General features: G+C 64.3%; 25 protein-coding genes. 10 read left to right on the top strand and 15 right to left on the bottom strand.

Annotation, left to right across the window (positions count from 1 at the left end; all coding sequences use genetic code 11):
- Positions 1-5: 5 nt before the first annotated feature.
- The 6 genes from AAD018_RS10740 to AAD018_RS10715 are packed head-to-tail and all read left to right on the top strand — an operon-like array spanning position 6 to position 4103.
- Entirely contained in the window at positions 6-1076 is a 1071-nt protein-coding gene (locus AAD018_RS10740; RefSeq protein WP_367316060.1) for a flagellar motor switch protein FliG, read from the top strand.
- 47 nt (positions 1077-1123) lie between these two features.
- Positions 1124-1459 carry a ScnB-like protein gene (locus tag AAD018_RS10735; RefSeq protein ID WP_412005253.1) on the top strand — a complete coding sequence of 112 codons (336 nt, stop codon included), beginning with the start codon at positions 1124-1126 and terminating at the stop codon, positions 1457-1459.
- Complete coding sequence (locus AAD018_RS10730; RefSeq protein WP_367316058.1) at positions 1456-1722, top strand: SH3-like domain-containing protein; 267 nt, start codon at positions 1456-1458, stop codon at positions 1720-1722. Before AAD018_RS10735 ends, AAD018_RS10730 begins: the two co-directional genes overlap by 4 nt.
- 1 nt (position 1723) lies before the next feature.
- Positions 1724-2350, top strand: coding sequence for a nitrile hydratase subunit alpha (gene nthA, locus AAD018_RS10725; protein ID WP_367316057.1), 627 nt, complete (start codon positions 1724-1726; stop codon positions 2348-2350).
- Positions 2347-3258, top strand: a complete 912-nt coding sequence (locus AAD018_RS10720) for a DMT family transporter (protein ID WP_367316056.1) — start codon at positions 2347-2349, stop codon at positions 3256-3258. Before nthA ends, AAD018_RS10720 begins: the two co-directional genes overlap by 4 nt.
- Positions 3213-4103, top strand: a complete 891-nt coding sequence (locus AAD018_RS10715; protein WP_367316055.1) for a lysophospholipid acyltransferase family protein — start codon at positions 3213-3215, stop codon at positions 4101-4103. Before AAD018_RS10720 ends, AAD018_RS10715 begins: the two co-directional genes overlap by 46 nt.
- 87 nt (positions 4104-4190) lie before the next feature.
- Here the strand turns inward: AAD018_RS10715 and AAD018_RS10710 are convergent, their stop codons facing one another.
- Positions 4191-4883, bottom strand: coding sequence for a DUF1223 domain-containing protein (locus AAD018_RS10710; RefSeq protein WP_367316054.1), 693 nt, complete (start codon positions 4881-4883; stop codon positions 4191-4193).
- A 215-nt stretch (positions 4884-5098) separates the two neighbouring features.
- On the opposite strand from AAD018_RS10710, the gene acnA reads away from it, so the two are divergent.
- Positions 5099-7870, top strand: coding sequence for an aconitate hydratase AcnA (gene acnA / locus AAD018_RS10705; RefSeq protein WP_367316052.1), 2772 nt, complete (start codon positions 5099-5101; stop codon positions 7868-7870).
- Between the two features lie 216 nt (positions 7871-8086).
- On the top strand, positions 8087-8485 hold the full coding sequence (locus AAD018_RS10700) for a hypothetical protein (RefSeq protein ID WP_367316051.1): 399 nt from the start codon (positions 8087-8089) through the stop codon (positions 8483-8485).
- Between the two features lie 3 nt (positions 8486-8488).
- Here AAD018_RS10700 and AAD018_RS10695 read toward each other — a convergent pair whose 3' ends face one another.
- The 11 genes from AAD018_RS10695 to yajC are packed head-to-tail and all read right to left on the bottom strand — an operon-like array spanning position 8489 to position 15776.
- Positions 8489-9007: a hypothetical protein gene (locus tag AAD018_RS10695; RefSeq protein ID WP_367316050.1), complete on the bottom strand. Its 519-nt coding sequence runs from the start codon at positions 9005-9007 to the stop codon at positions 8489-8491.
- A 27-nt stretch (positions 9008-9034) separates the two neighbouring features.
- Positions 9035-9562 carry a DsbE family thiol:disulfide interchange protein gene (locus tag AAD018_RS10690; protein WP_367316049.1) on the bottom strand — a complete coding sequence of 176 codons (528 nt, stop codon included), beginning with the start codon at positions 9560-9562 and terminating at the stop codon, positions 9035-9037.
- Positions 9555-9701 carry a heme exporter protein CcmD gene (gene ccmD / locus AAD018_RS10685; protein WP_367316217.1) on the bottom strand — a complete coding sequence of 49 codons (147 nt, stop codon included), beginning with the start codon at positions 9699-9701 and terminating at the stop codon, positions 9555-9557. Before ccmD ends, AAD018_RS10690 begins: the two co-directional genes overlap by 8 nt.
- Complete coding sequence (locus AAD018_RS10680; RefSeq protein WP_367316048.1) at positions 9694-10422, bottom strand: heme ABC transporter permease; 729 nt, start codon at positions 10420-10422, stop codon at positions 9694-9696. The genes ccmD and AAD018_RS10680 overlap by 8 nt, the downstream gene beginning before the upstream one ends.
- A 31-nt stretch (positions 10423-10453) precedes the next feature.
- On the bottom strand, positions 10454-11119 hold the full coding sequence (gene ccmB, locus AAD018_RS10675) for a heme exporter protein CcmB (protein WP_367316047.1): 666 nt from the start codon (positions 11117-11119) through the stop codon (positions 10454-10456).
- Positions 11116-11727, bottom strand: a complete 612-nt coding sequence (gene ccmA, locus AAD018_RS10670; protein ID WP_367316216.1) for a heme ABC exporter ATP-binding protein CcmA — start codon at positions 11725-11727, stop codon at positions 11116-11118. Before ccmA ends, ccmB begins: the two co-directional genes overlap by 4 nt.
- Entirely contained in the window at positions 11724-12077 is a 354-nt protein-coding gene (locus AAD018_RS10665; RefSeq protein WP_367316045.1) for an Mth938-like domain-containing protein, read from the bottom strand. The genes ccmA and AAD018_RS10665 overlap by 4 nt, the downstream gene beginning before the upstream one ends.
- Before the next feature lie 6 nt (positions 12078-12083).
- The gene (locus AAD018_RS10660) at positions 12084-12842 is read right to left on the bottom strand and encodes a sulfite exporter TauE/SafE family protein (protein WP_412005252.1); all 759 of its coding nucleotides are present in this window, start codon (positions 12840-12842) and stop codon (positions 12084-12086) included.
- Positions 12829-13815, bottom strand: coding sequence for a protein translocase subunit SecF (secF, locus tag AAD018_RS10655; RefSeq protein WP_367316043.1), 987 nt, complete (start codon positions 13813-13815; stop codon positions 12829-12831). Before secF ends, AAD018_RS10660 begins: the two co-directional genes overlap by 14 nt.
- Before the next feature lies 1 nt (position 13816).
- Positions 13817-15481 (bottom strand): protein translocase subunit SecD, encoded by a 1665-nt coding sequence (gene secD / locus AAD018_RS10650; RefSeq protein WP_367316042.1) that lies wholly within the window; start codon positions 15479-15481, stop codon positions 13817-13819.
- A gap of 4 nt (positions 15482-15485) precedes the next feature.
- The gene (gene yajC, locus AAD018_RS10645) at positions 15486-15776 is read right to left on the bottom strand and encodes a preprotein translocase subunit YajC (protein WP_367316039.1); all 291 of its coding nucleotides are present in this window, start codon (positions 15774-15776) and stop codon (positions 15486-15488) included.
- Between the two features lie 423 nt (positions 15777-16199).
- Between yajC and serS the strand changes: the two genes are divergently transcribed.
- Positions 16200-17492 (top strand): serine--tRNA ligase, encoded by a 1293-nt coding sequence (serS, locus tag AAD018_RS10640; RefSeq protein ID WP_367316038.1) that lies wholly within the window; start codon positions 16200-16202, stop codon positions 17490-17492.
- Here serS and AAD018_RS10635 read toward each other — a convergent pair.
- The gene (locus tag AAD018_RS10635; RefSeq protein ID WP_367316037.1) at positions 17489-18703 is read right to left on the bottom strand and encodes a phospholipase effector Tle1 domain-containing protein; all 1215 of its coding nucleotides are present in this window, start codon (positions 18701-18703) and stop codon (positions 17489-17491) included. The two genes, serS and AAD018_RS10635, sit on opposite strands and share 4 nt — an antisense overlap.
- A gap of 110 nt (positions 18704-18813) precedes the next feature.
- Here AAD018_RS10635 and AAD018_RS10630 point away from each other — a divergent pair, with 110 nt between their 5' ends.
- On the top strand, positions 18814-19512 hold the full coding sequence (locus AAD018_RS10630; protein WP_412005251.1) for a hypothetical protein: 699 nt from the start codon (positions 18814-18816) through the stop codon (positions 19510-19512).
- On the opposite strand, the gene der is transcribed toward AAD018_RS10630, so the two are convergent.
- Positions 19478-20923 (bottom strand): ribosome biogenesis GTPase Der, encoded by a 1446-nt coding sequence (gene der, locus AAD018_RS10625; RefSeq protein ID WP_367316035.1) that lies wholly within the window; start codon positions 20921-20923, stop codon positions 19478-19480. The genes AAD018_RS10630 and der overlap by 35 nt on opposite strands.
- A 49-nt stretch (positions 20924-20972) precedes the next feature.
- Positions 20973-22283 (bottom strand): PQQ-like beta-propeller repeat protein, encoded by a 1311-nt coding sequence (locus AAD018_RS10620; protein ID WP_367316034.1) that lies wholly within the window; start codon positions 22281-22283, stop codon positions 20973-20975.
- Positions 22284-22285: the final 2 nt, after the last annotated feature.

The raw sequence follows: 22285 nt of genomic DNA, 5'->3' as shown, positions 1-22285 counted from the left end.
CTCTCATGACCACGGCTCAGCTCGCGACCGCTCCCCAGACCGCGCCTCCTCCGCCAGCGCCGCTAGCGCTCTCGGGCCGCAAGAAAGCGGCGATTGTTGTCAAGTGGCTGATCGCCGAAGGTACGGACTTTTCGCTCGCCAGCCTGCCGATCGAGGTTCAGCTGTCGCTCACCGAAGCGTTGGCCGATATCCCCTCCATCGATAAGGCGACGCTCCAGGCGGTCGCCGCCGAATTTGCCTCCGATCTCGAACAGCTTGCACTAAGCGGCGCAGGCGGCCCGGACGGCGTCCTGACCCTTCTGGACGGCAAGATCAGCGATGTCGCCGCCACCGCCTTTCGCAACCGCATCGGATCGGGGGTAGAGGCCGATCCCTGGGATCGCCTCAAGATCGCGGACGAGGATGAATTGCTGCCGCTTCTCGAACAGGAAAGCGTGGAGGTCAGCGCGGTCCTTCTCTCCAAGCTACCGGTCAAAACCGCCGCCGCCCTTCTAGGCCGCCTGCCCGGCCCGCGCGCGCGCCGCATCACCTATGCCGTCTCGCAGACCTCTGCCGTGACCCCCTCCGCCGTCGCCCGCATCGGCGCCGCCCTTCTGCACCAGATCGAGGATCGACCGGTTCAGGCCTTCGACGGGGATCCGGTGGACCGCATCGGCGCAATTCTCAATTCCTCGCGCGCCTCGACACGGGACGAGGTGCTGGGCGCCCTCACCGAAACCGACGCCGATTTCGCGACCCGCGTGCGGCGCGCGATCTTCACCTTCGCCAATATCCCGACCCGCCTCGATCCCGGAGACGTCCCGGCGCTCCTTCGGGACGTTGCGCCACAGATCCTCGTGACAGCCATGATCGGCGCCCAGGCAGGACGCGAAGCGGATGCCGCAGCCACGGACTTCCTGCTCGAAAACCTGCCGCAACGCATGGCCGACCAGCTTCGCGACCAGATGGAGGAGATGGGAAAGGTCTCCGAAACCGACGGCGAGGCGGCGATGATGGAAGTCGTCGACGCGATCCGAAGTCTGGCCGCAAAGGGCGACATCACTCTCATCGACGACAGCGCCCAGAAAAACAGCTGACCCCGCGCGCCATGGACACACGGCGAGCAGGCACATACCCTGCCGCCATGTCCAACCCTCCGATCAAATCCTGGCACGATATGGGCGGCGATATCGCCGGTCCCGTGCCCAAGGACGACCATGACTTCGCCCTTTGGGAAAAGCGGGTCGATGCGCTCCTCGTCCTTTGCGCGGGCAAGGGGATCTTCACCGTCGACGGCCTGCGCCGCGCGATCGAGGATCTACCCCCCGACGCCTTCGAGACGATGACCTACTACGAACGCTGGATCTCCTCGGTCAATCGCAACCTGATCGAGGCGGGCATCTACTCCCCCGCCGACCTAGCCTTGCGGATGGAGAAGATCTCCGCCCGCGGCGCCAGCTACGGCGAGGCCGCGCAATGACAAGCCGCGTGCGCGTCCGCAACTGGCACCCGCCCGGCCATATCCGCACCCCCGCCTATCTGCGCGGGAAAACCGGTACGATCGAACGCAAACTCGGCCCCTTCCCCAACCCCGAACAAGGCGCTTACGGCCTTGCTGCCAAGAACCTCGCCCTCTACCGCGTCCGCTTCACCATGCGCGACATCTGGGGCGACACGGCAGAGGCCCCGGGCGACACGCTCGAGGCCGAGATCTACGCCCACTGGCTGGAGCCCGCAGACTGACATGCCCCACGATCATCACGACCATCACACCCCGCCGCGCCCCGACAATGACGAGCCGCTCACCTACTGGCAGACGATGGAGATCGCCGTGCGCGAGCTTCTCGTCGAAAAAGGCGTCACCACGCCAGAGGAGATCGCAGGCGCCATCGACCGGATGGACGCCCGCTCTCCCACGGACGGCGCCCGCGTCATCGCCCGCGCCTGGACCGATCCGGACTTCAAGGTGCGCCTGCTCACCGACGCCTCCGCCGCCTGCCGCGAGATGGGCTTCGATATCGGCCCGATGCACCTGATAGCGCTGGAGAATAGACCGGGCCTGCATAACGTCGTCGTCTGCACGCTTTGCTCCTGCTACCCGCGCTACCTGATCGGCCCGCCGCCCGACTGGTATAAAACCCGCGCCTACCGCTCCCGCACCGTGCGCGAGCCGCGCTCGGTCCTTGCCGAATTCGGCCTGACCCTGCCCGAGGGCATCGAGCTGCGCGTCCATGACAGCACCGCCGACATGCGCTACATCGTGCTGCCCGAACGCCCCGCCGGAACGGACGACATGACCGAAGACGCTCTTGCCGCTCTCGTCACCCGCGACAGCATGATCGGCACCGGCTTGCCAAGGCAGCCGGGGTGAGCGCCGCAGCCCGCGGCATCCTCATCTTTCTTGCGGCGGGCCTTATGTTCACCTGCATGGACCTGATGGCCAAGCTTCTGGCCGACCGCGTCCACCTGCTTCAGACCCTCTGGTTCCGTTACGCCGTGCAGGCCCTGCTCGTCACGCTCCTCATCCTGTCGCGCGCGCGCCGCGTTCTCCGGACCCGCTATCCAAAGCTCCAACTGCTCCGCTCGGTCTGCCTTTTCGCCGCAACCGTCTTCTTCTTTGCGGGCTACGAGGTGCTTGATCTGGCCGAAAACATCGCCATCGCCCAAATCGCCCCCTTCTGGCTTACCCTCGGCGGCGCCTTCATCCTCGGGGAAAAACTGGGCCGCGCCCGCCTCCTCGCCGTGCTGGTGGGCCTGACCGGAGCGCTTCTCATCATCCGGCCTGGCACCGAAGCCTTCACGGTTTGGGCTCTCCTGCCAGTGGCGGGCACGCTCTGCTACGCAGGCTACGCGCTGGCCACCCGCTTTGTCGGCAGCGACGAGGATGTCTGGACCTCACTCTTCTACGCACCGCTCTTCGCGATGGTGTTCCTGACCGCCGCCGTCCCCTTCGCCTGGGAGCCGCTCATCGCTTCCGACTGGCCGTTTCTGATCGGCATCGGTCTTTTCGGCGCGGCGGGACAGCTCTTTCTCATCCGCGCCCTCAGCCTGGCCGAAGCGAGCGTGGTTGCCCCCTTCTTTTACGCGTCCTTCCTCTGGGCCATGCTTCTCCAGCTCGCCGTCTTCGGCCTCTGGCCTGACGCAGCGACCGTTGCGGGCGCGCTTGTGATCGTGGGGGCCGGTCTTTATGTCTGGCATCGCGAGGCAAGGGCCAAAGAACCGAAGGCCAGTGAATGGGACAGTTCAGACAGGACGAAGGCGGCGCCGCCAACCGGGTGACCGACCGCATCGCCCGGGGTCTGATCTGGACAGCCAGGCGCTTGCCCTACCGAACCCGGCTCTGGTTTCTCGACCAGGCGATCCGCCGCATTGTCGGCCCGCTGGCGGGCTTTCGCAAACGCGCAATAGAGCATCTGGCCTATATCGACCCGGACATGCCTCTGGACAAACGCCGCCGGATCGCATCCGACGCGCTGGGCAATGCGGGCCGCACCCTGATCGAAAACTATTCGGGTGCCGATCTGATCGCACGGGCAACCGCCGCCCCGATCTCGGGGGACGGCCTCGCCGCGCTCGAGACAGCGAAGTCCGAGGGGCGCCCCGTCCTCTTCGCAACAGGCCATTTCGGCAATTACGAAGTCCCGCGCCACGCCTTGCATGCGCGGGGCTTCACCATCGGCGGTCTCTACCGGCCGATGGCCAATCCCTTCTTCAACCTGCACTACGTCAAAACGATGGAGGAGGTCTCAGGCCCGATCTTCGAACAGGGCCGGCGCGGGACAGCGAGCTTCGTCAAGCATCTCAAAGGCGGCGGAATGGCCACGCTCTTCTTCGACATCTGGTCCCGCGATGGCGGGGTGATCGATTTCATGGGCAAGCCTGCGCCGACCAGCCTGTCCGCCGCCGAGATGGCGCTGAAATACGACGCTCTGCTCCTGACCTATTTCGCGGTCCGCCAGCCCAATGGTCTTGATTTCGAGATCCTCGTCGATGGCCCGATCCCGCACACCGATCCCGAAACGATGATGGCCGAGGCGACCCGCAGGCTCGAGACGCAGATCGCCGCGCATCCCGGCCAGTGGTTCTGGTTTCACCGCCGCTGGAAACCAAACCGAAAGCTCTGAACCGGGGGCCAAAATCTTCTAGAAGATTTTGCTCTCCAGATCTTTCGGCGAAAGATCTGATCTCAAGAATTTTCTAGAAAATTCTTCCTACCTCAAACGCACCGCGCCAAGGATCGGGCCATGGTCCGGCCGCTGGGCGATCACGACGACCGGCAGCTCTCCGGCCGCATCGACGCGCAGATCCAGCGCTTCGCGCGGATCCCATTGCCCGATCACCTGCCAGTCCGAGACGATGTTGGAATAGTCCATCACCCGCCCGCGATTCTCGCCCTTCCGAATGGCGACGCGTTGGGCAGGCGTATACCGCAGCATATGCAGATCGACCGGTCCCGCCAGATCGCCCGCCGCTCCGGTCAGGCGCACCGCCCCGCCATCGCGCACCAGCGCCATCTCTACTGCATCAGGGGCCGCCAAATGCGCCTCGATCTGTTGCTCCAAATCAGCGGGCTGCGTGCCGACGATGTGATCCACACCGCCCACGACGAATTGCGGGGTGTAGATCGTGCTCTCTCCGGCCGCACGGGCATAGCCGCGCTGGCGGTCGGTATGGCCAGGATGAGCGAAGCTGTCTTTCCAGCCGATATAGTCCCAGTAATCCACATGCAGCGCCAGCGCGATCACGTCATCGCGCTCAGACAACTCCTGCAGCATGGCATCGGCGGGCGGACAGGACGAACAGCCCTGCGACGTGTAAAGCTCCACGATGACCGGCGCATCGGCAGCGGCAGTTCCAGCAAGGCCGCACCACATCACCGCCGCGGCAACCATACCTCTGATCATTCCCGGATCCCTTTCCATCAGCGCATGAACCGGACTAAGCGGCACGCGCCGAAATGACCAATCAACGGTTCGAGAGAACCATGTCACTGTGACCAGACGGACCCTCTCGACAAATACGGTGTGCAATTGTATACCGCGCTTGCCTATCGCCTTGAACGGCCACCGCACCCCCGCTATCTGCACCCCCAAGCCACACCGCAGCCAAGGAGTTCCCCATGCCCATCACCGTCGGTCACGACAGCGCCAAGACCCGCAAGACCCTTTCGGCCGGAGGCAGCTCCTTTGCCTATTACTCCATCCCGGCCGCCGAAGAGGCCGGTCTCGGCGACTTCTCCAAACTGCCCGCCGCGCTCAAAGTGGTGCTCGAGAACTTGCTCCGCTTCGAGGACGGCAACACCGTCACGACCGACGACATCAAGGCCTTCGCCGACTGGGCCGAGAACGGCGGCAAGACCAACCGCGAAATCGCCTACCGCCCCGCGCGCGTGCTGATGCAGGACTTCACCGGTGTGCCTGCCGTGGTCGATCTGGCTGCCATGCGCGACGGGATTGTGGCGCTGGGGGGGGATGCGGAAAAGATCAACCCGCTCAACCCCGTCGATCTTGTCATCGATCACTCGGTGATGATCGACGAGTTCGGCAATCCCCGCGCCTTTCAGCATAATGTCGACCGCGAGTACGAGCGCAATCTTGAGCGCTACACCTTCCTCAAATGGGGCCAGAAGGCGTTCAACAACTTCCGCGTCGTCCCCCCCGGCACCGGCATCTGCCATCAGGTGAACCTCGAATACCTCGCCCAGACCGTCTGGACCGACACGGACCAGAACGGCGAAGAGGTCGCCTATCCCGACACGCTCGTCGGCACCGACAGCCATACGACCATGGTCAATGGTCTGGCCGTCCTCGGCTGGGGCGTCGGCGGGATCGAGGCGGAGGCGGCCATGCTTGGCCAGCCCGTCTCTATGCTCATCCCCGAGGTCGTCGGCTTCAAGCTGACCGGAGAGATGACCGAAGGGACCACTGCCACCGACCTCGTCCTCAAGGTCGTCCAGATGCTCCGCGAAAAGGGCGTCGTCGGCAAATTCGTGGAATTCTACGGTGACGGGCTCGACAATCTGCCGCTCGCCGACCGGGCGACCATCGGCAACATGGCCCCCGAATACGGCGCCACCTGCGGCTTCTTCCCGATCGACAACGAGACGCTGAAATATCTGCGCTTGACCGGCCGCGACGAGGACCGCATCGCGCTGGTCGAAACCTATGCCAAGGAAAACGGCATGTGGCGCGGCCCCGATTATGACCCGGTCTATACCGACACCCTCTCGCTCGACATGGGCACCGTCATCCCCGCCATCTCGGGTCCCAAGCGCCCGCAGGATCACATCGACCTGACCAAGGCGGCCTCGACCTTTGCGACCTATGTGCAGGGCGAACGCGCCAGCGATGCCTCGGACAAGGCCGAGGTGCGCTGGGAAGGCGAAGGCGGCCAGCCCGAACCGCAGGACATCCCCGGCGACGAAGGCCATCACCGCCGCGGCTATGTCGATGCCAAGGACGGCGCCTACCAGCTTCATGACGGCTCTATCGTGATCGCCTCGATCACCTCCTGCACCAACACGTCCAACCCTTACGTGATGATCGGCGCGGGCCTCGTTGCCCGCAAGGCGCGCGAGCTGGGCCTGACCCGCAAGCCCTGGGTGAAAACCTCCCTCGCGCCCGGCTCGCAGGTCGTCAGCGAATATCTCGAAGCCTCCGGCCTGCAGGAGGATCTCGACGCACTCGACTTCCACCTTGTCGGCTACGGTTGCACCACCTGCATCGGCAATTCCGGCCCGCTGGAGCCCGAGATCTCCAAGGCGATCAACGATTACGACCTGATCGGCGTCTCTGTCCTCTCCGGCAACCGTAACTTCGAAGGCCGGATCTCGCCCGACGTGCGCGCCAACTACCTCGCCTCCCCCCCCCTCGTGGTGGCCTATTCGCTGGTGGGCGACATGAATGTCGACATCACCTCCGAACCTCTGGGCCAGGACCAGAACGGCAACGACGTCTATCTCAAAGACATCTGGCCTTCGCAAAAAGAGATCGCCGATCTGGTCGAGAAAACCGTTACCCGCGAGGCGTTCCAGTCCAAATATGCCGATGTCTTCAAGGGCGACGAGAAATGGCAATCGGTCGAGACCACCGACAGCCTCACCTATGACTGGCCGACCTCCTCGACCTACGTTCAGAACCCGCCCTACTTCCAGGGCATGGGCGCCGAGCCGGGCGACATCACCGACGTCAAAGGTGCCAAGATCCTCGCCATGCTGGGCGATATGGTCACGACCGACCACATCTCGCCCGCCGGCTCCTTCAAGGAATCGACGCCCGCAGGGATCTACCTGCGTGAACGTCAGGTCCCTGTGCGCGAGTTCAACTCCTACGGCTCGCGGCGCGGTAATCACGAGGTGATGATGCGCGGCACCTTCGCCAATATCCGCATCCGCAACGAGCGGGTGCCGGGCGTCGAGGGCGGCTACACCAAAGGCCCGAACGGCGATCAGATGCCGATCTTCGACGCCGCCATGGCGTTCCAGAACGAAGGCACGCCGCTGGTGATCATCGCGGGCGAACAATACGGCGCAGGCTCCTCCCGCGACTGGGCGGCCAAGGGCACGGCGCTTCTGGGCGTCAAGGCGGTCATCGCCGAAAGCTACGAGCGGATCCACCGCTCCAACCTCGTCGGCATGGGCGTCATCCCGTTCGAGTTCACCGGCGGCGACAGCCGCACATCGCTCGAGCTGACGGGCGAGGAAACGGTCGACATCGAAGGCCTCGAAGGCGTCACCCCCGCGCAGGAGGTTCCGGCCAAGATCACCTATGCGGACGGCACCGAAAAGACGATCACGCTTAAATGCCGGATCGATACGGCCGTCGAAAAGGACTACGTCGAAAACGGCGGCGTCCTGCACTACGTCCTGCGCAACCTCGCTCAGGCGGCCTGACCCGCCAACGAGGCATCAGACAGCAAAGGCGCCCGGACCCCCGGGCGCCTTTTTCGTTTCCCCCCGCCGCCACGTATCGCAAACCCGCAGCCTGCCTCCGATGCAATCGCAATTGGCTAGCGAGAGGCCCCGGATCAAGTCCGGGGCGGGTCACCTCTCTGGATCTCGCCTCCGCCCTGGGATAAACCGCCCCAAACGAGGCAGGACGCACCAGACATGGCACGACGCGGCGCAGGCGGCACCGATGGCGGGATCGGCAGCTTTTTCATCGGTTTTATCATGATCTGCGCGGGCGGCTATCTGCTGCTCCGCAGCATCGTCATCCAGCCCAATTTCGGCTTCGGCACCGTCATGTTCTCCGCCTGGGGCATCCCGATCACCAGCGGCCTCGTCCTCGTGCCGTTCATATTCGGCATCGGGATCATCTTCTACAATTCGCGCAACCTCATCGGCTGGCTCCTCGCCGCCGGTTCGCTCACCGCCCTGATCTTCGGCGTGATCGCCAGCATCAATTTCCAGTTCGCCCACATGAGCGCCTTCGACCTGCTGGTCATCCTCGTCCTGCTCGCCGGAGGCATCGGCCTCTTCCTGCGCTCGCTCCGGACGCTGAACTAGTGCTCAAAGAAGGTTCTTTATCTGTCGAAGCGCCATAATAACCGGTCGCTGTTTTGCAACCTGCTTGGGTGATCCCTCCGCTTTCAGCTCAGCCCTGCGGAGCAGGTCCTCCAAGCGCGCAGTGACATGGCTCAGCTTCTGCCGAAGCTCGATGACGTCATCCTGCTGCTCGCTCTCGCGGCGAGACATCGCCTCCAAACACCGATGATAGTCCGGAATCGTCCAGGCGCGCCATGCAGTGCTGACCGCCCCCGCCTCGAACGTATGTTCGTCATGCAAACCGCTCAAAACCTCGGCACCCGTCTCAGTCAGATCGAGATCGATCTCCTGACCGACAAGCCGTTCCAGCTTGGGCAACGGAAACCGCGGCCCGTGGAACGTGATTTCAAGAACCAGACGGTCTCCCACCTCACCCGGAGAGCGGAACGGGTATACCAGAGCCGTTATTGAACCGTCTTTGGTCGCGACGGAGTCGAGCGTACCCAGAAAGGCCAGCCCTTCGGTGTCAGACAGCTGTTTCATCCGCCAACTCGATATCGCGCATGCATCTCACCGCCCCGCCGCCTCAAGCTCCGGACGGATCGTGCTCTCCATTACGCCGTGGATCGGCCCGGCGAAGCGAAACCGCACGACGCCCGCGCCGTCCACGATGAAGGTCTCGGGCAGCGCCACCACTCCCCAGTCGAGCGATTGGCGCCCGCGCAGATCGACCGTCACAGCCGCATAGGGATTGCCCAGCTCCTCAAGAAACCCGGCGGCATCCCCGCCCTGATCGCTCTTGTTGACGCCGTAGATCGGCACGCCCTCAGCGGCCAGCTCCATCAGCGCCGGATGCTCGGCCCGGCAAGGCGGGCACCAGCTTGCCCAGAAGTTCACCACCTTCACGCCGTCCTCGCGCAACACCGCACTGTCGAACGTCTCGTAACCCGGCAGCGCCTCCGCGGCGATGTCGGGCACGCCCTGCCCAACCAAAGCGGATGGCAAAGCATCCGGATCGTCCCGCAGCAACCCGACAAGGAACAGACCCGCCAAAGCGCCGAACACGCCCGCCGGGATGAAGACGACCGCCTTATTCACCGCGCCCCTCCACCTTGGCCAAGGCGCGCCGCACCCGCCGCGCGCGCCACCAGCTCACCCCGATGACCAGCGCCAGCAGTGCCAGCGACACCCCGTAGGCCAGCAGGACCTCGGCCGCGTATTTTCCCAGATCAGGCATGGGCCGCACGCCGCTCCAAAGCCGCGATCCGCCGCAACCGGATTTCAGTCGCCGTCCGCACCAGCACCAGCGCCAGAAACAGCATGACGAACCCCGCGATACAGATCACCAGCGGCTGCCAGAACACGTCCGAGATATTCTCCTCCGCATCCAGCGACAGCGACGCCCCCTGATGCAGCCCCTGATTCCAGAAGTTCACCGCATAACGCGACAGCACCGCAAAGACCGATCCGACAAGACACAGAACCGACGTCAGATCCGCCGCCGCATCCGGATCCTCGATCGCGGCCCACAGCGCGAGATAGCCCAGATAAAACAGGAACAAGATCAGGAACGACGTCAGCCGCGGATCCCAGGCCCACCACGTCCCCCACATCGGCTGGCCCCAGACCGCACCGGTGAACAGCGCCATCAGCGTCATCACCACGCCGACCCCCGCCGCCGCCCGGGCAGCCAGCGCGCTCACGTGGTGGCGCCGGATCAGCCAGATCAGAGAGGCGACCAGCATCATCACCCAGATATTGATCGCCATCATCGCCGAGGGCACGTGCAGATAGATGATCTTGACGGTCGACCCTTGCCGGAAATCGTCCGGCGTGAAGAAGAACCCCCAGATCAACCCGACGGCCAAAAGCAGTGCCGCAAGGCCAGACACCCACGGCACCAGCCGGTCGCTCAGCGCGATGAAGCGCCTCGGATTTGCGAATTCCCAGAAGGACATGCGTGCTATCTAACCTCCCGCCAAACCGCCCTCAAGCGGATGCCCTCAGGTTGATCCTCAAAACCGCGGCACTGGCAAAGGGCAAAAGCGCGCAGGCCCCCAGCGTGATCCCGCCCAGCAGCAAAAGCGGCGTGCCGTAAGGCTGCCCATCACCCGCCCGCCGCACGGCCTCCGCCCCGAAAATTAGCGTCGGCACGTAAAGCGGCAGCACCAGAAGCGAGAGCAACAGCCCGCCGCGTCTCAGCCCCACGGTCAAGGCCGCGCCAAAGGTCCCGATTACCGACAACCCCAGCGTTCCGATCAAAAGCGTGATCAGCAGAACCGGCGCCACGGCCCAGTCGAGGCTCAGAAGGATCCCCAGAAACGGGGCGGCCACGGCCAGAGGCATTCCGGTCGTCACCCAATGCGCCGCTGCCTTGACCAGAGCCACCGCCTCCAGCGGCAAGGGCGAGGTCGCCAGAAGCGCCAGCGATCCGTCCTCCCAATCGAGCGCGAAGATCCGGTCGAGCGTCAGCAGCGCCGCTAAAAGCGCGGCAACCCACAGGATCCCCGGCGCGATCCTGCGCAACACCTCGGTCTCCGGCCCCACACCAAAGGGCACAAGCACCACCACGATCAGGAAAAACGCCAGCCCCAGCCCAAAGCCACCGCCTGCGCGAACAGCGAGTCGCAAGTCCCTCAGAAATAAGGCTTTCACAAAAACGCCTCATCCGCCGTCTCAGGCACCACAGCCGCCCGGAACGGCTCTAGCTCCAGCACGTCCGCCTCGCCGAGTAGATCGATATGCGTCGCGATCACCGCAGATCCCCCTGACGCCAGATGCGCCCGCAGAACAGCCTCGAAGGCTGCCACCGACGCCCGGTCGAGCGACACGGTCGGCTCGTCCAAAAGCCAGACCTGCCGCCCGGCGACACCCAGCCGCGCCAGCCCCAGCCGCCGTTTCTGCCCCGCCGATAGCGTCCCGGCGAGCCGCCCGCGCAGATCCTCTAGATCGAAGGTCGTGAACACGGCCCCGTCCAAGGGCCGCCCGTAGATCTCCGCCCAGAAGGCAAGGTTCTCCTCCACGCTCAGCGCCGCTTTCACGCCGTCCGCATGGCTGGCATAGATCAGATCCTCGCGCGGCACCTCGATGCGCCCGGCCAGCGGCTCCTGCAAGCTGGCCAGCGTTCGCAGCAGTGTCGTCTTCCCGATCCCGTTGGCCCCGCGCAGGACAAGCGCTGTCCCCTTAGCCACAGAGAACTCCACGCCCTCCAGCAAGGGCCGACCCCCGCGCCCGACGCTCAGATCTGACGCGATAAGGCTCAGACCGGCACCAAAGCCGCCGCGATGCGCCGCCCTTCCGACAACAGCACGTTATAGGTCCGGCAGGCCGCGGGTGACGCCATCGGCTCGATCCCGATCCCCGCCTTGTCCAGCGCCGCGCGCAGATCCGCCGGAACCGGTTTCATCTCCGGGCCTGTCCCCAGAAACAGCACATCAATGTCGCCCGCCAAGGCAACCAGCGGCGCCGTATCCTCAAGGCCGCCCCAACGGCTCGTCGTCTCGGGCGTTAGCAGAACCGCCCCCTCGTGCACCTCGCCTCCGATCCGGAAAAAGCCCGGCCCGTAGCCGTCGATCGGCACGCCGCCGGGATAGCTCACGTCATTCAGTTGCATCCACCCTCACTCCCAGATCGGCAAAGCCATCAGCGCCGCCAGCCCGATGATGACATAGGCGACCACCCGGTAAATAGGCTCCCGCCCCGGCGTGAACAGAGCCTTCCCGACCCGCGTGCCCACTGCATAAAGCGGCATGAGGATCAGCCCCAGCCACAACGCCTCGACGGTCAGCAGCCCTTGCATCCACAAAAGCGGCAAGAACGAGATCGACGTCGCCGTCAGAAACAGGATCAGATTCGCCCGCGACCGCCGCGCCCCGTCCGACCCCGCCAGTTGAAACAGGATCACAATCGGCCCGTTCAGCCCCGTCATCCCGCCAAGGATCCCCGATCCCGCGCCAATCCCCGCCCGGCTCGCCAGCGTCGGCGGAGCCGCAAAGCGCCAGCCCGCCACCAAAGCTGCCAGCGTGATCGCCACGACCAGCGCCACAATCACCCGGATGACCTCCCGGTCCAGCACCGACAGCGCGAAGATCCCCAACGGCGCGGCCAGGATTGCCGCCGCGATCATCGTCCCCGCCGCCGTCCGGTCCGCCTCGCCCCAGGCTCCGGGCACCACGGTGAACAAAGAGACCAGCGCGGACAGCCCAAACGCCGCAATCGCCGTCTCCGGCGGGATGAACGCCACCGCCACCGGCGTAAAGATCAACGCCGATCCGAACCCCGCGAAGCCATAAACCACGCCCGCCGCCACCACAGCGATCAGCACGAACGGCAACCCCGGCAGCGCAAGCGCCGCCGAGAGCCCGTCAGGCACGCTCACCCTCCGGCGCCGTTCCGAACTGCGTGCCCGCCGGGCCGCCGTCATCGGGCTTTGACCAGTCGCGCTTCACGCCCATCCATAGCAGCATCGCCGAGGCCACGAAGATCGACGAATAGGTTCCCACGATCACGCCCCAGATCATCGCAAAGACGAAGCCGCGGATCACGTCCCCGCCCAGCACATAAAGCGAGATCAGCGCCAGCAGCGTCGTGACCGAGGTCATGACCGTCCGGCTCAGCGTCTCGTTGATCGACTGGTTCAGCACGTCCTTCAGCGGCCTTTTCTTGTACCGCCGCAGGTTCTCCCGCACCCGGTCAAACACCACGACCGTATCGTTCAGCGAATAGCCCACGATGGTCAGAAGCGCCGCAATAATCGCCAGATCGAACCGGATCTGAAGCTCCGAAAAGACCCCAATCGTTAGGATCACGTCATGCACCAGCGCCGCCACGGCGCCCAAGGCAAACTGCCACTCGAACCGCAGCCAGATATAGACCAGCACCGCCCCGATCGCGAGCAGCACGGCAAGCGCCGCCGTCCGCACCAGCTCTCCCGACACGGTCGGCCCGACGGACTCGACCGCCGGAAAGGTGATATCCGGCGCCACTTCGCGCAAGGCGGCCTGCACGGCTCTAATGGTCTCTCCTGAAACCGCCTCGTCGCCCTCCTGCGCCTGAACCGAGATCAAGGCCACATTCTCATCCGGCCCAAAAGTCGGATCGAACACTTCGGTGATCGAGAAATCCCCAAGCTCCAGCGGCGCCAGCGCCTCGCGATAGGCGCCGACATCGACGACCTGCGTGCTTTCAGTCCGGATCGTCGTGCCGCCCCGGAAATCGATGCCGAAGTTCAGCCCCTGAATGAGAAAGCTGATGAACGCCACCACCATCATGAAGGCCGAAATCCCGAGCCACAGCTTCGAGCGCGAGAAGAAATCCCAGGTCGTGTCCTTGGGAACGAGCCTCAACCGCATCTCAGATCTCCACCGTCTTGGGGCGTCGCCGCTCAAACCAGATCACGACCAGAAGGCGCGTGACGAAAATCGCCGTAAAGACCGAGGTCAGGATCCCAAGGCCCAGCGTGATCGCAAAACCGCGCACCGGACCCGATCCCATCGCGAACAGGATCACCGCCGTGATGAACGTCGTGATATTGGCGTCCACGATGGCCGACAGCGCCTTCTCATAACCCAGCGAGATGGCCCGGGACGGCCCCTTGGCCGTCTTCAGCTCTTCGCGGATCCGCTCGAAGACCAGCACATTGGCGTCCACCGCCATACCGATGGTCAGCACGATCCCGGCAATACCGGGCAAGGTCAGCGTCGCCCCGATCAGGCTCAAAAGGCCAAAGATCAGCCCCACATTGATAATCAGCGCCACATTCGCGAAGAGCCCAAACAGACCGTAACTCAGCGCCATGAAGACCAGCACCGCCGCGAAGGCCACGATACAAGCGATCCGGCCCGCCTCGATGCTGTCCGCGCCCAGCTCCGGCCCGATGGTCCGCTCCTCAAGGAACTCAAGCTCCGCAGGCAGCGCGCCCGCCCTCAGCAGGATCGCCAGCTGAGTGGCCTCTTCGATGGTAAAGTTGCCGGTGATGATCCCCGACCCGCCGGGAATATGGCTCTGGATGCGCGGGGCCGATACGACCTCCTCATCCAGAACGATGGCAAAAAGCGCCCCGATATTTTCGGCCGTGTAATCGCCGAAATCACGCGCTCCGGCGGGGTTGAACCGAAAGTTTACTGCCGGCAGGCCATTCTGGTCGAAAGCCGGCTGCGCATCGACAAGTTGCTCGCCGGTCACGACAGCCGTCCGCTCAAGAATGTAGAACGCGCCCTCGCCCTCGATGGCAGGCAGGATCTCTTCGGAGGCATCGACCCGTTCGTTCGGATTGCTCGTCGGGATCCGCACCGGCTGAAACGTCAGCTGCGCAGTCGTTCCGATCAAATCCTTGACCTCTTGGGCCGATCCGACCCCGGGCACCTGAATGAGGATCCGGTCTGCGCCCTGCCGCTGGATCGTCGGCTCGCGCGTGCCCGCCTCGTCGATCCGGCGACGCACAATCTCGAGCGATTGCGCCATGGTCCGGTCGTCCGTCGCCAGACGCTCTTCCTCGCTCAGCGTGATGACGATGACATCGGCGCCCTCGGCCCGCACATCCAGATCCGTCCCGCCCGTCCCGATGGTCGAGGCAACAGGCCGCGCCAGACCGCGCACCAGCTCCAGTGCCTGCGGCATACCTGACGGCTCATTGATCCGGACCCGCAACTCATCGGGCGGGGAGTCCGGCACCTGGCGGATGCCGCCCACCGTATCGCGGGCATTGCGCAAGACATCCCGCACTTCGGGCCAACGGCCTTCCATCCGGCTCGCATAAACCTGTTCCAGCTGCACTTCGGCCAGCAGATGCGCCCCGCCGCGCAGATCGAGCCCCAGATTGACCAGCCCTGACGGCAGCCAGGCTGGCCACAGCTCCTCGCCCTCGACCGTGGCCGGATCCAGACCCAGCGCGATCTCGGCCATCGCGTCGTTATGCGCCTCGACCCGGGGATAGAAGGCGTTCGGCATCGCCAGCAGCAACCCCGCCGCGACCGTCATCCAGATCAGGACGCGTTTCCAAAGGTCGATCTGAAGCATGGCGTCAGCCCTTCTTGGCCGGCTCGGTCTTGTTCAGAACCTGCGCAATCGTCGCCTTCACGACCCTCACCGTCACACCGCTCGAGATCTCGACCTCGATCTCGCCGTCATCCTTGACCTTCTGCACCTTGCCGATCAGCCCGCCTTGGGTGACGACCTGATCGCCCCGCCGCAGCGCCTCGACCATGGCCTGATGGTCCTTCAGCTTCTTCTGCTGAGGACGGATGATAAGAAAATACATGATCGCGAAGATCAGGATCAGCGGTACGAACTGGGCGAAAGCGCCACCTTGCATGGAGAAGTCCCTTTTCCTCGTGCGGGAAGGCTCCCCCGCAAAGTCGCGGCAACCTAGAACCGGCCCCCGCGAATGGCAACGACCCGTGAGGCAGATTTTCCCGCCCGTCACCGGTCTGACGGGCCATGTGGGGCCCCGGCCGGACCTTCGCAACGGAGGACGGACAGAAAGTCGGACAAAGCGGCGGACCCGTGACCTCACGGCCTCACTCGGCGCAGGCCAGAGCGCTTTGCAACGGACGCTTCGTTAAAGCGGACCCATGCCGAAAATCCACCGACCAGATACCGACCCAATACCGACCGGATACCGAAGCCCCAATTCGCCGTCTTTCCTGCCGTTAAGCATGATTCGCACATCAACCGCCTTTCCCTGCCCCCGCACATCCGGCATACCCCCATCCGAACGCTGACCGAGGCTAGAGACATGCACGATATCCGCGCCATCCGAGACACTCCCGAGGCCTTCGATGCCGCCCTTGCCAAACGGGGTCTGGCGCCTCTCAGCTCCACCATTCTTGCCCTCGACGAGGCCCGCCGCGAGCGTATCCTCGCCGCCGAAACCGCCCAGGCCGACCAGAACCGCGCCAGCAAGGATGTAGGCGCGGCGAAGGCGTCGGGGGACGAAGAAAAGTTCAACGAACTCCGCAGCTTGGTCGCCGAAAAGAAGGCCGAGATCGCGCGCCTCAATGACGAGGCAAAGGCTAAGGATCAGGCCCTTACCGACCTTTTGATGGGGCTGCCCAACCTGCCCGCGGACGACGTCCCCGAAGGCGCCGACGAGGCCGACAATATCGAGCTTCACCGCCGCGGCACGCCCCCCGATTTCGACTTCAAACCGCTCGAGCACTACCAGCTCGCCGCCGTTCAGGACGGCATGGATTTCGAAACCGCCGCCAAACTCTCGGGCAGCCGCTTCGTCCTGCTGTCTGGCGCCATAGCCCGCCTGCACCGCGCCCTCGGTCAGTTCATGATAGACATCCAAACAACCGAGAACGGCCTGACCGAAACCCAGACCCCAGTGCTGGTCAACGAAGCCATGATGTACGGCACCGGCCAGCTTCCCAAGTTCGGTGAGGACAGCTATAAAACCACGGACGGTCAATGGCTTATCCCGACCGCCGAAGTGACGCTGACCAACATCGTGAACGGCCTGACGATCGAGGAAAGCTATCTGCCTCGCCGCCATGTCGCCCTTACACAATGCTTCCGAAGCGAGGCCGGAAGCGCCGGTCGCGACACGTCCGGCATGCTCCGCCAGCACCAGTTCGAGAAATGCGAGATGGTCTCGGTCACCCACCCGGACGCCTCGGACGATGAACAGCAGCGCATGCTCAAATGCGCCGAAGGCATCCTCGACCGCCTCGGCCTCGCCTACCGCACCATGCTCCTTTGTGCCGGAGATATGGGCTTTGGCGCCATCCGTACCTATGACATCGAGGTCTGGCTACCGGGCCAGAACACCTACCGCGAGATCAGCTCTGTTTCGACCTGCGGCGCTTTTCAGGCCCGCCGTATGAACGCGCGCTTCAAGCCGTCAGAAGGCGGAAAACCTCAATTCGTCCACACGCTTAACGGCTCCGGCCTTGCCGTGGGGCGCACTCTGATCGCGGTGCTGGAAAATGGCCAACAGGTTGATGGATCGGTGCATCTGCCGCACGCGCTGCACCCCTATCTCGGCGGGAAGACCCGGATCGACGCGAGCGGCGCGCTTAGTTAGGCGCGCGTCTCCTCGCGGGCCTCGTCCTTCACCGGATCGACCCGCAGAAAACCCGCCCGCACCGCATCGATCTCGCTGGCGACAAGCCCCTCCAACTCATCGCGAAGCAGCCGAAGGCTGGACGGACGATAGCGCGGATCGCGCCGATACCGCTCAAGCGCCGCCAGCGACAGATCCTGAAGCTGTACCGGCCCCGGACGGTCCGACCGCATCGCCTTCAACATCATGCCCAGAACCCCTTTCGGCCCGCCCTTATTATGCAGATCCGCCGTCAGGTTGCGCGTCTCATCCATCTGATGAAGTTCCCGCCGCCCAAATTCCAGACCAGCCCTCTCGGCCCCCGCGGCCACCCAATCAAGCGCGATACTGGAAAGCCCGATCTCTTCCCCGCCACCGCCAACCGATCCGTGATCGCCCGGAAACCACTGTTGCTGGTAGGGCCGCAGCGGATCGCCCATACGCGTGTTCAGATCCTCCAGATTGCTCCACGGAACCGGCGAGTAAAGCCGCCGCCGCTCGTCCAGGGCCATCGCATGCCGGGCAGAGCGCACCATCCGTGACAGGCACAGATCGTGGAACAAAAACGGCCGGTCCGGATGATCCTTCGCGCCCGGCATCCGCTGCGGCAGCACGATAGACCGCACCGTATCCCACAGTCCCACATAGGAAATCTCGAGCAGGATGCTCTCGCCCCCGCTTTTGCGGCGATCGGCCTGCTCTTCGATGCTGGTGGCGGTATAGGGGGCGAAATCGGCCCGAAAAACCCAGCTGTCCGGATGATCGGGCGCTGTCGCGGGATGGCGCGAGACGAACCGCGCGACGGCCGTCGAGATCATCCCGACATTGCGCCGCGGCGGGATACCCGAACACCGGATCAGCCCGACGAACAGCCGCGCCATGAACGCCCCGCGTGAGAACCCATAGACATGGATCTCGTCGCCCGGCTCATAGGCAAAGGCCAGATGCCGGAATGCCTCGGCCAGGATATCCACGATCCCGAGCGCCAGGACACTGCCCAGCAGCGTATCGAGGTTCCGGCTTACCCAGTTCGAACCGCGCCCGCTGCCCACACCGGGATAATACTGGACGATCTGCGGTCTGCCGTCGCTGCACTGATGGGCCACCGCCCGCGACATCAGGACGACATTCGTCTGATAAGTCACGTCATGGCGATTGCCCGTGCCGTCGAAGAAAATCGCGATCCGTTTCATGGCGGTACACTGCCGATTGCAATACGTCCGGTAAAGTCAGGGTTTCTTTACTCTTTCACTGCCACATATCCCCGAACATGACCAATTGGAAAGCCTGGGCCACGGCCCTATTGACACTCACATTCGCCATCTCGCCGTTTTTCTCGGATCCATTCTCGGGATTTGCGGCAGATCAATTCCCGATCCCGCAGGTTGATCCTCCGATCCAGCCGGTGGGTTGGGCCTTCTCGATCTGGGGCCTCATCTATGGCTGGCTCATCGTGTCAGCAGGCTACGGTCTGTGGAAGCGCGCGGATGCCAGTGACTGGGACAGGGCCCGCTTGCCCCTGATCCTCAGTCTGGCGGCGGGAACGCCGTGGCTTGCCGTTGCCCTGGCCAATGCCGAGGCGGCAACGGTTCTGATCTGGATCATGCTGGGCACCGCGCTTTGGGCCCTGCTCGCGGCGCCTCTACGGGATCGCTGGTGGTTCGCAGCACCGGTCGGTCTCTATGCGGGCTGGCTCACAGCCGCCAGTTTCGTGTCGCTCGCCTCGTTCGGCGCGGGATACGGCCTTCTGACCGACCAAACCGGCTGGGCATATATCGGCATCGCCGGAGCCTTGATCGTCGGTGCCCTCGTGCTGCTCAGACGGCCCGGCACTGTGACCTATCCGGCGGCCATTGCCTGGGCTCTAATCGGCATCATCGCGGCGAACGGACTGGAGAATACGGGCATTTCCGCAACCGCCGCAATCGGGATCGTCATTCTCGCAGCCCTCACCTTCCGAGGGAACCTCACTTCAAAGGCGGCTTCCCCAGATGCTTCCTAAGCCGGGAGGGCGTGGACTTCGTTTTTCCCTTATACGGGTTCTTATCCCCCTGGGATCGCATCGTCAGCCGGATCGGCGTTCCCGGCATATCAAAGTCCTCGCGTAACCCGTTGACAAGATATCGAGAATAGCTCTCAGGCAGCTTGTCCGGAGCAGAACACATCACCACGAATCCCGGCGGACGGGTCTTCACTTGGGTTGCATAACGCAGCTTAATCCGGCGCCCCGCCGGTGCAGGAGGCGGATGCATCTCGATCATCCCCGCGAGCCACCGATTCAGCTCGGACGTGGTCACCCTCCGGTTCCAGACCTCATGTGCCTTGACGATCGCCTCGCGCAGCCGGTCAAGCCCGCGCCCGGTCTTGGCTGACACGGTGACCAGAGGCGCGCCGCGAAGCTGCGGCAAAAGCCGCTCGAACTCCTCCTTGAGCTCCTTCAGCTTCGCCTGCCGCTCCTCCTCCAGATCCCATTTGTTGACCGCGATCACAACCGCACGCCCTTCGCGCTCGGCTAGATCAGCGATCCGCAAGTCCTGCTGTTCAAAGGGAATCTCCACATCGAGCAGCACAACGACCACCTCAGCGAACTTCACCGCACGCAGCCCGTCCGAGACGCTGAGCTTCTCGAGCTTGTCCTGCACCTTCGCCTTCTTGCGCATCCCCGCCGTATCAAAGATGCGCACCGGCGTTCCGTCCCAGTCCATCGCGACCGAAATCGCATCCCGAGTGATCCCCGCCTCGGGTCCCGTCAGCAAACGGTCCTCACCAAGGATCTGATTGATCAGCGTCGATTTTCCGGCATTGGGCCGCCCCACCACCGCGATCTGAAGCGGCTTGGAAGCGGTCGGCGTGGCGTCTTCGACCTCGCCGTCCTCGACTAGGACATCGACCTCCGGTTCGACCTGCTCGGCCGCCATCCCGTCGACCAGCGGCGTGAGCACTGCCAAAAGCTCGGCCATCCCCTCTCCGTGCTCGGCGGAAAGGGCAATCGGCTCTCCCAACCCCAACTCGAACGCCTCGATCAATCCTGCCTCGGCAGCGCGCCCTTCGGCTTTGTTGGCCCCTAGGATCACCTTGGCCGATTTGCGCCGCAGGATTTCGGCAAAGGTCCGGTCCGCCGGAAGAACGCCGGACCGGGCATCGATCATGAAAAGGCAGACATCGGCCATCTCGACCGCGCGTTCGGTCAGCTTGCGCATACGGCCCTGCAGGCTTTCGTCCGTCGCTTCTTCAAGGCCCGCCGTGTCGATCACCGTGAACCGCAAGTCACCAAGCCGCGCAGCGCCTTCACGCAGATCCCGCGTCACCCCCGGCTGATCGTCGACAAGCGCCAAACGCTTGCCGACAAGGCGGTTAAAGAGCGTGGACTTACCCACATTGGGCCGCCCCACAATGGCAAGTGTGAACGACATCCTGGTCGCCTTTCGAAAGATCAAAGACGGCGCCTACACCATGCGCGGCTCAACGAAAAGCGAGAAGCTGCCCGTTCTTGTTGACCACGTAGAGCGTTTGCTGCGCCACGACCGGATGGGTCGCGGCCCCGCCGGGAAGAGGCGTGTTGCCGATCAGCGCTCCGGTAACCGGATCGAAACTGCGCAGCAACCCGTCCGAAGACGCGACGATCAGACGGCCTCCGGCCAGAACAGGGCCGTAATGGGCGACGATCCGTTTGTTCCGCCCCCGGAAGCGGCGATCGATGCTGGTCGGAAGATCCACCGACCAGATCCGGCTTCCATCAGCAGCATCAAGGCGAAGAAGCTCTCCCAGATCGTTGATGAGAAAGACAGATCCGCCGGTTGGCCAGACTGGGCTCAACGCGCCTTCCGTCGCGGTCCAGATCCGGTCGCCCGACCCCAGATCAAGCGCCACCAGGCGCCCGCCGTGATTGCCCACATAGACACGATCCCCGTCGATCACCGGATCTCCCGAGATATCGGTCACCGCCCGGGCCGCCGCAAATCCAAGCCGCTCTCCCGGCACACTCGTCGTCCAGCGGCGCAGCCCGCCCTTGCGGAACGTGGCCATTACTTCGCGCGACGGGAAGGGGAAAATCGCCAGATCGTCCTCGACCGCGACACCGGCTCCACCAGCGAAATTGGCAAGGGAGGGCGCGCCGGTCATGGTATAGCGCACGCGGCCAGTCGCGGTCTCCACCGCCCAGGCCCGGCTGTCGCGCGCCGCGACATAGACCAGATCGTCGACAACCGTCGGCGCCGATCCTCCGGGGGCGTCAAGCTCCTGAACCCACAGAACCTGCCCATTGGCCACATCCAGTGCGGTCAGCTCTCCAAAGCCCGTCGTGACGAAAAGCCGCCCGCCCTGCACGGCCAGACCGCCACCCGATGCGTCGCGGCTGCGTTCGAACGGCGGCGTCAGATCGCGGCTCCAGAGTGGACCGCCCGCCGTCGACACCGCGCTGACCTGCGAGCTGGCATCCAGCGTGAAGACCCGCCCGCCCGACACGACCGGATCGGCCGTGATCCGGGCCTTCCGGCTGTCCCCCGCTCCGATCCCGGTCGAGAAGATCTGCGTCAGCTGCGACCCAAGGGCCGGATGCACGATCCGGTGCTGCGGCGTGCCATTCCGATGCGTCCAGTCCGCGTTCACGCGCGGCGCGGGAAGAGTAAGCGGCACAGCGCGGTTGACCGTCTCGACAGCCGCATCCTCTGCTCGTAGTTCCAGTCGTTCACCTGGCAAAAGAACCTCGCGCTCTGAACAACCCGCCACAAGCGCCAGTGACAGCACGCCCGCAATAAGAAACCTTGGTATCACGA

Origin of the sequence: Aestuariibius insulae (assembly GCF_040783535.2) — a bacterium.
GTDB lineage: Bacteria > Pseudomonadota > Alphaproteobacteria > Rhodobacterales > Rhodobacteraceae > Aestuariibius > Aestuariibius insulae.
This window is presented reverse-complemented; position numbering and strand designations above follow the sequence as displayed.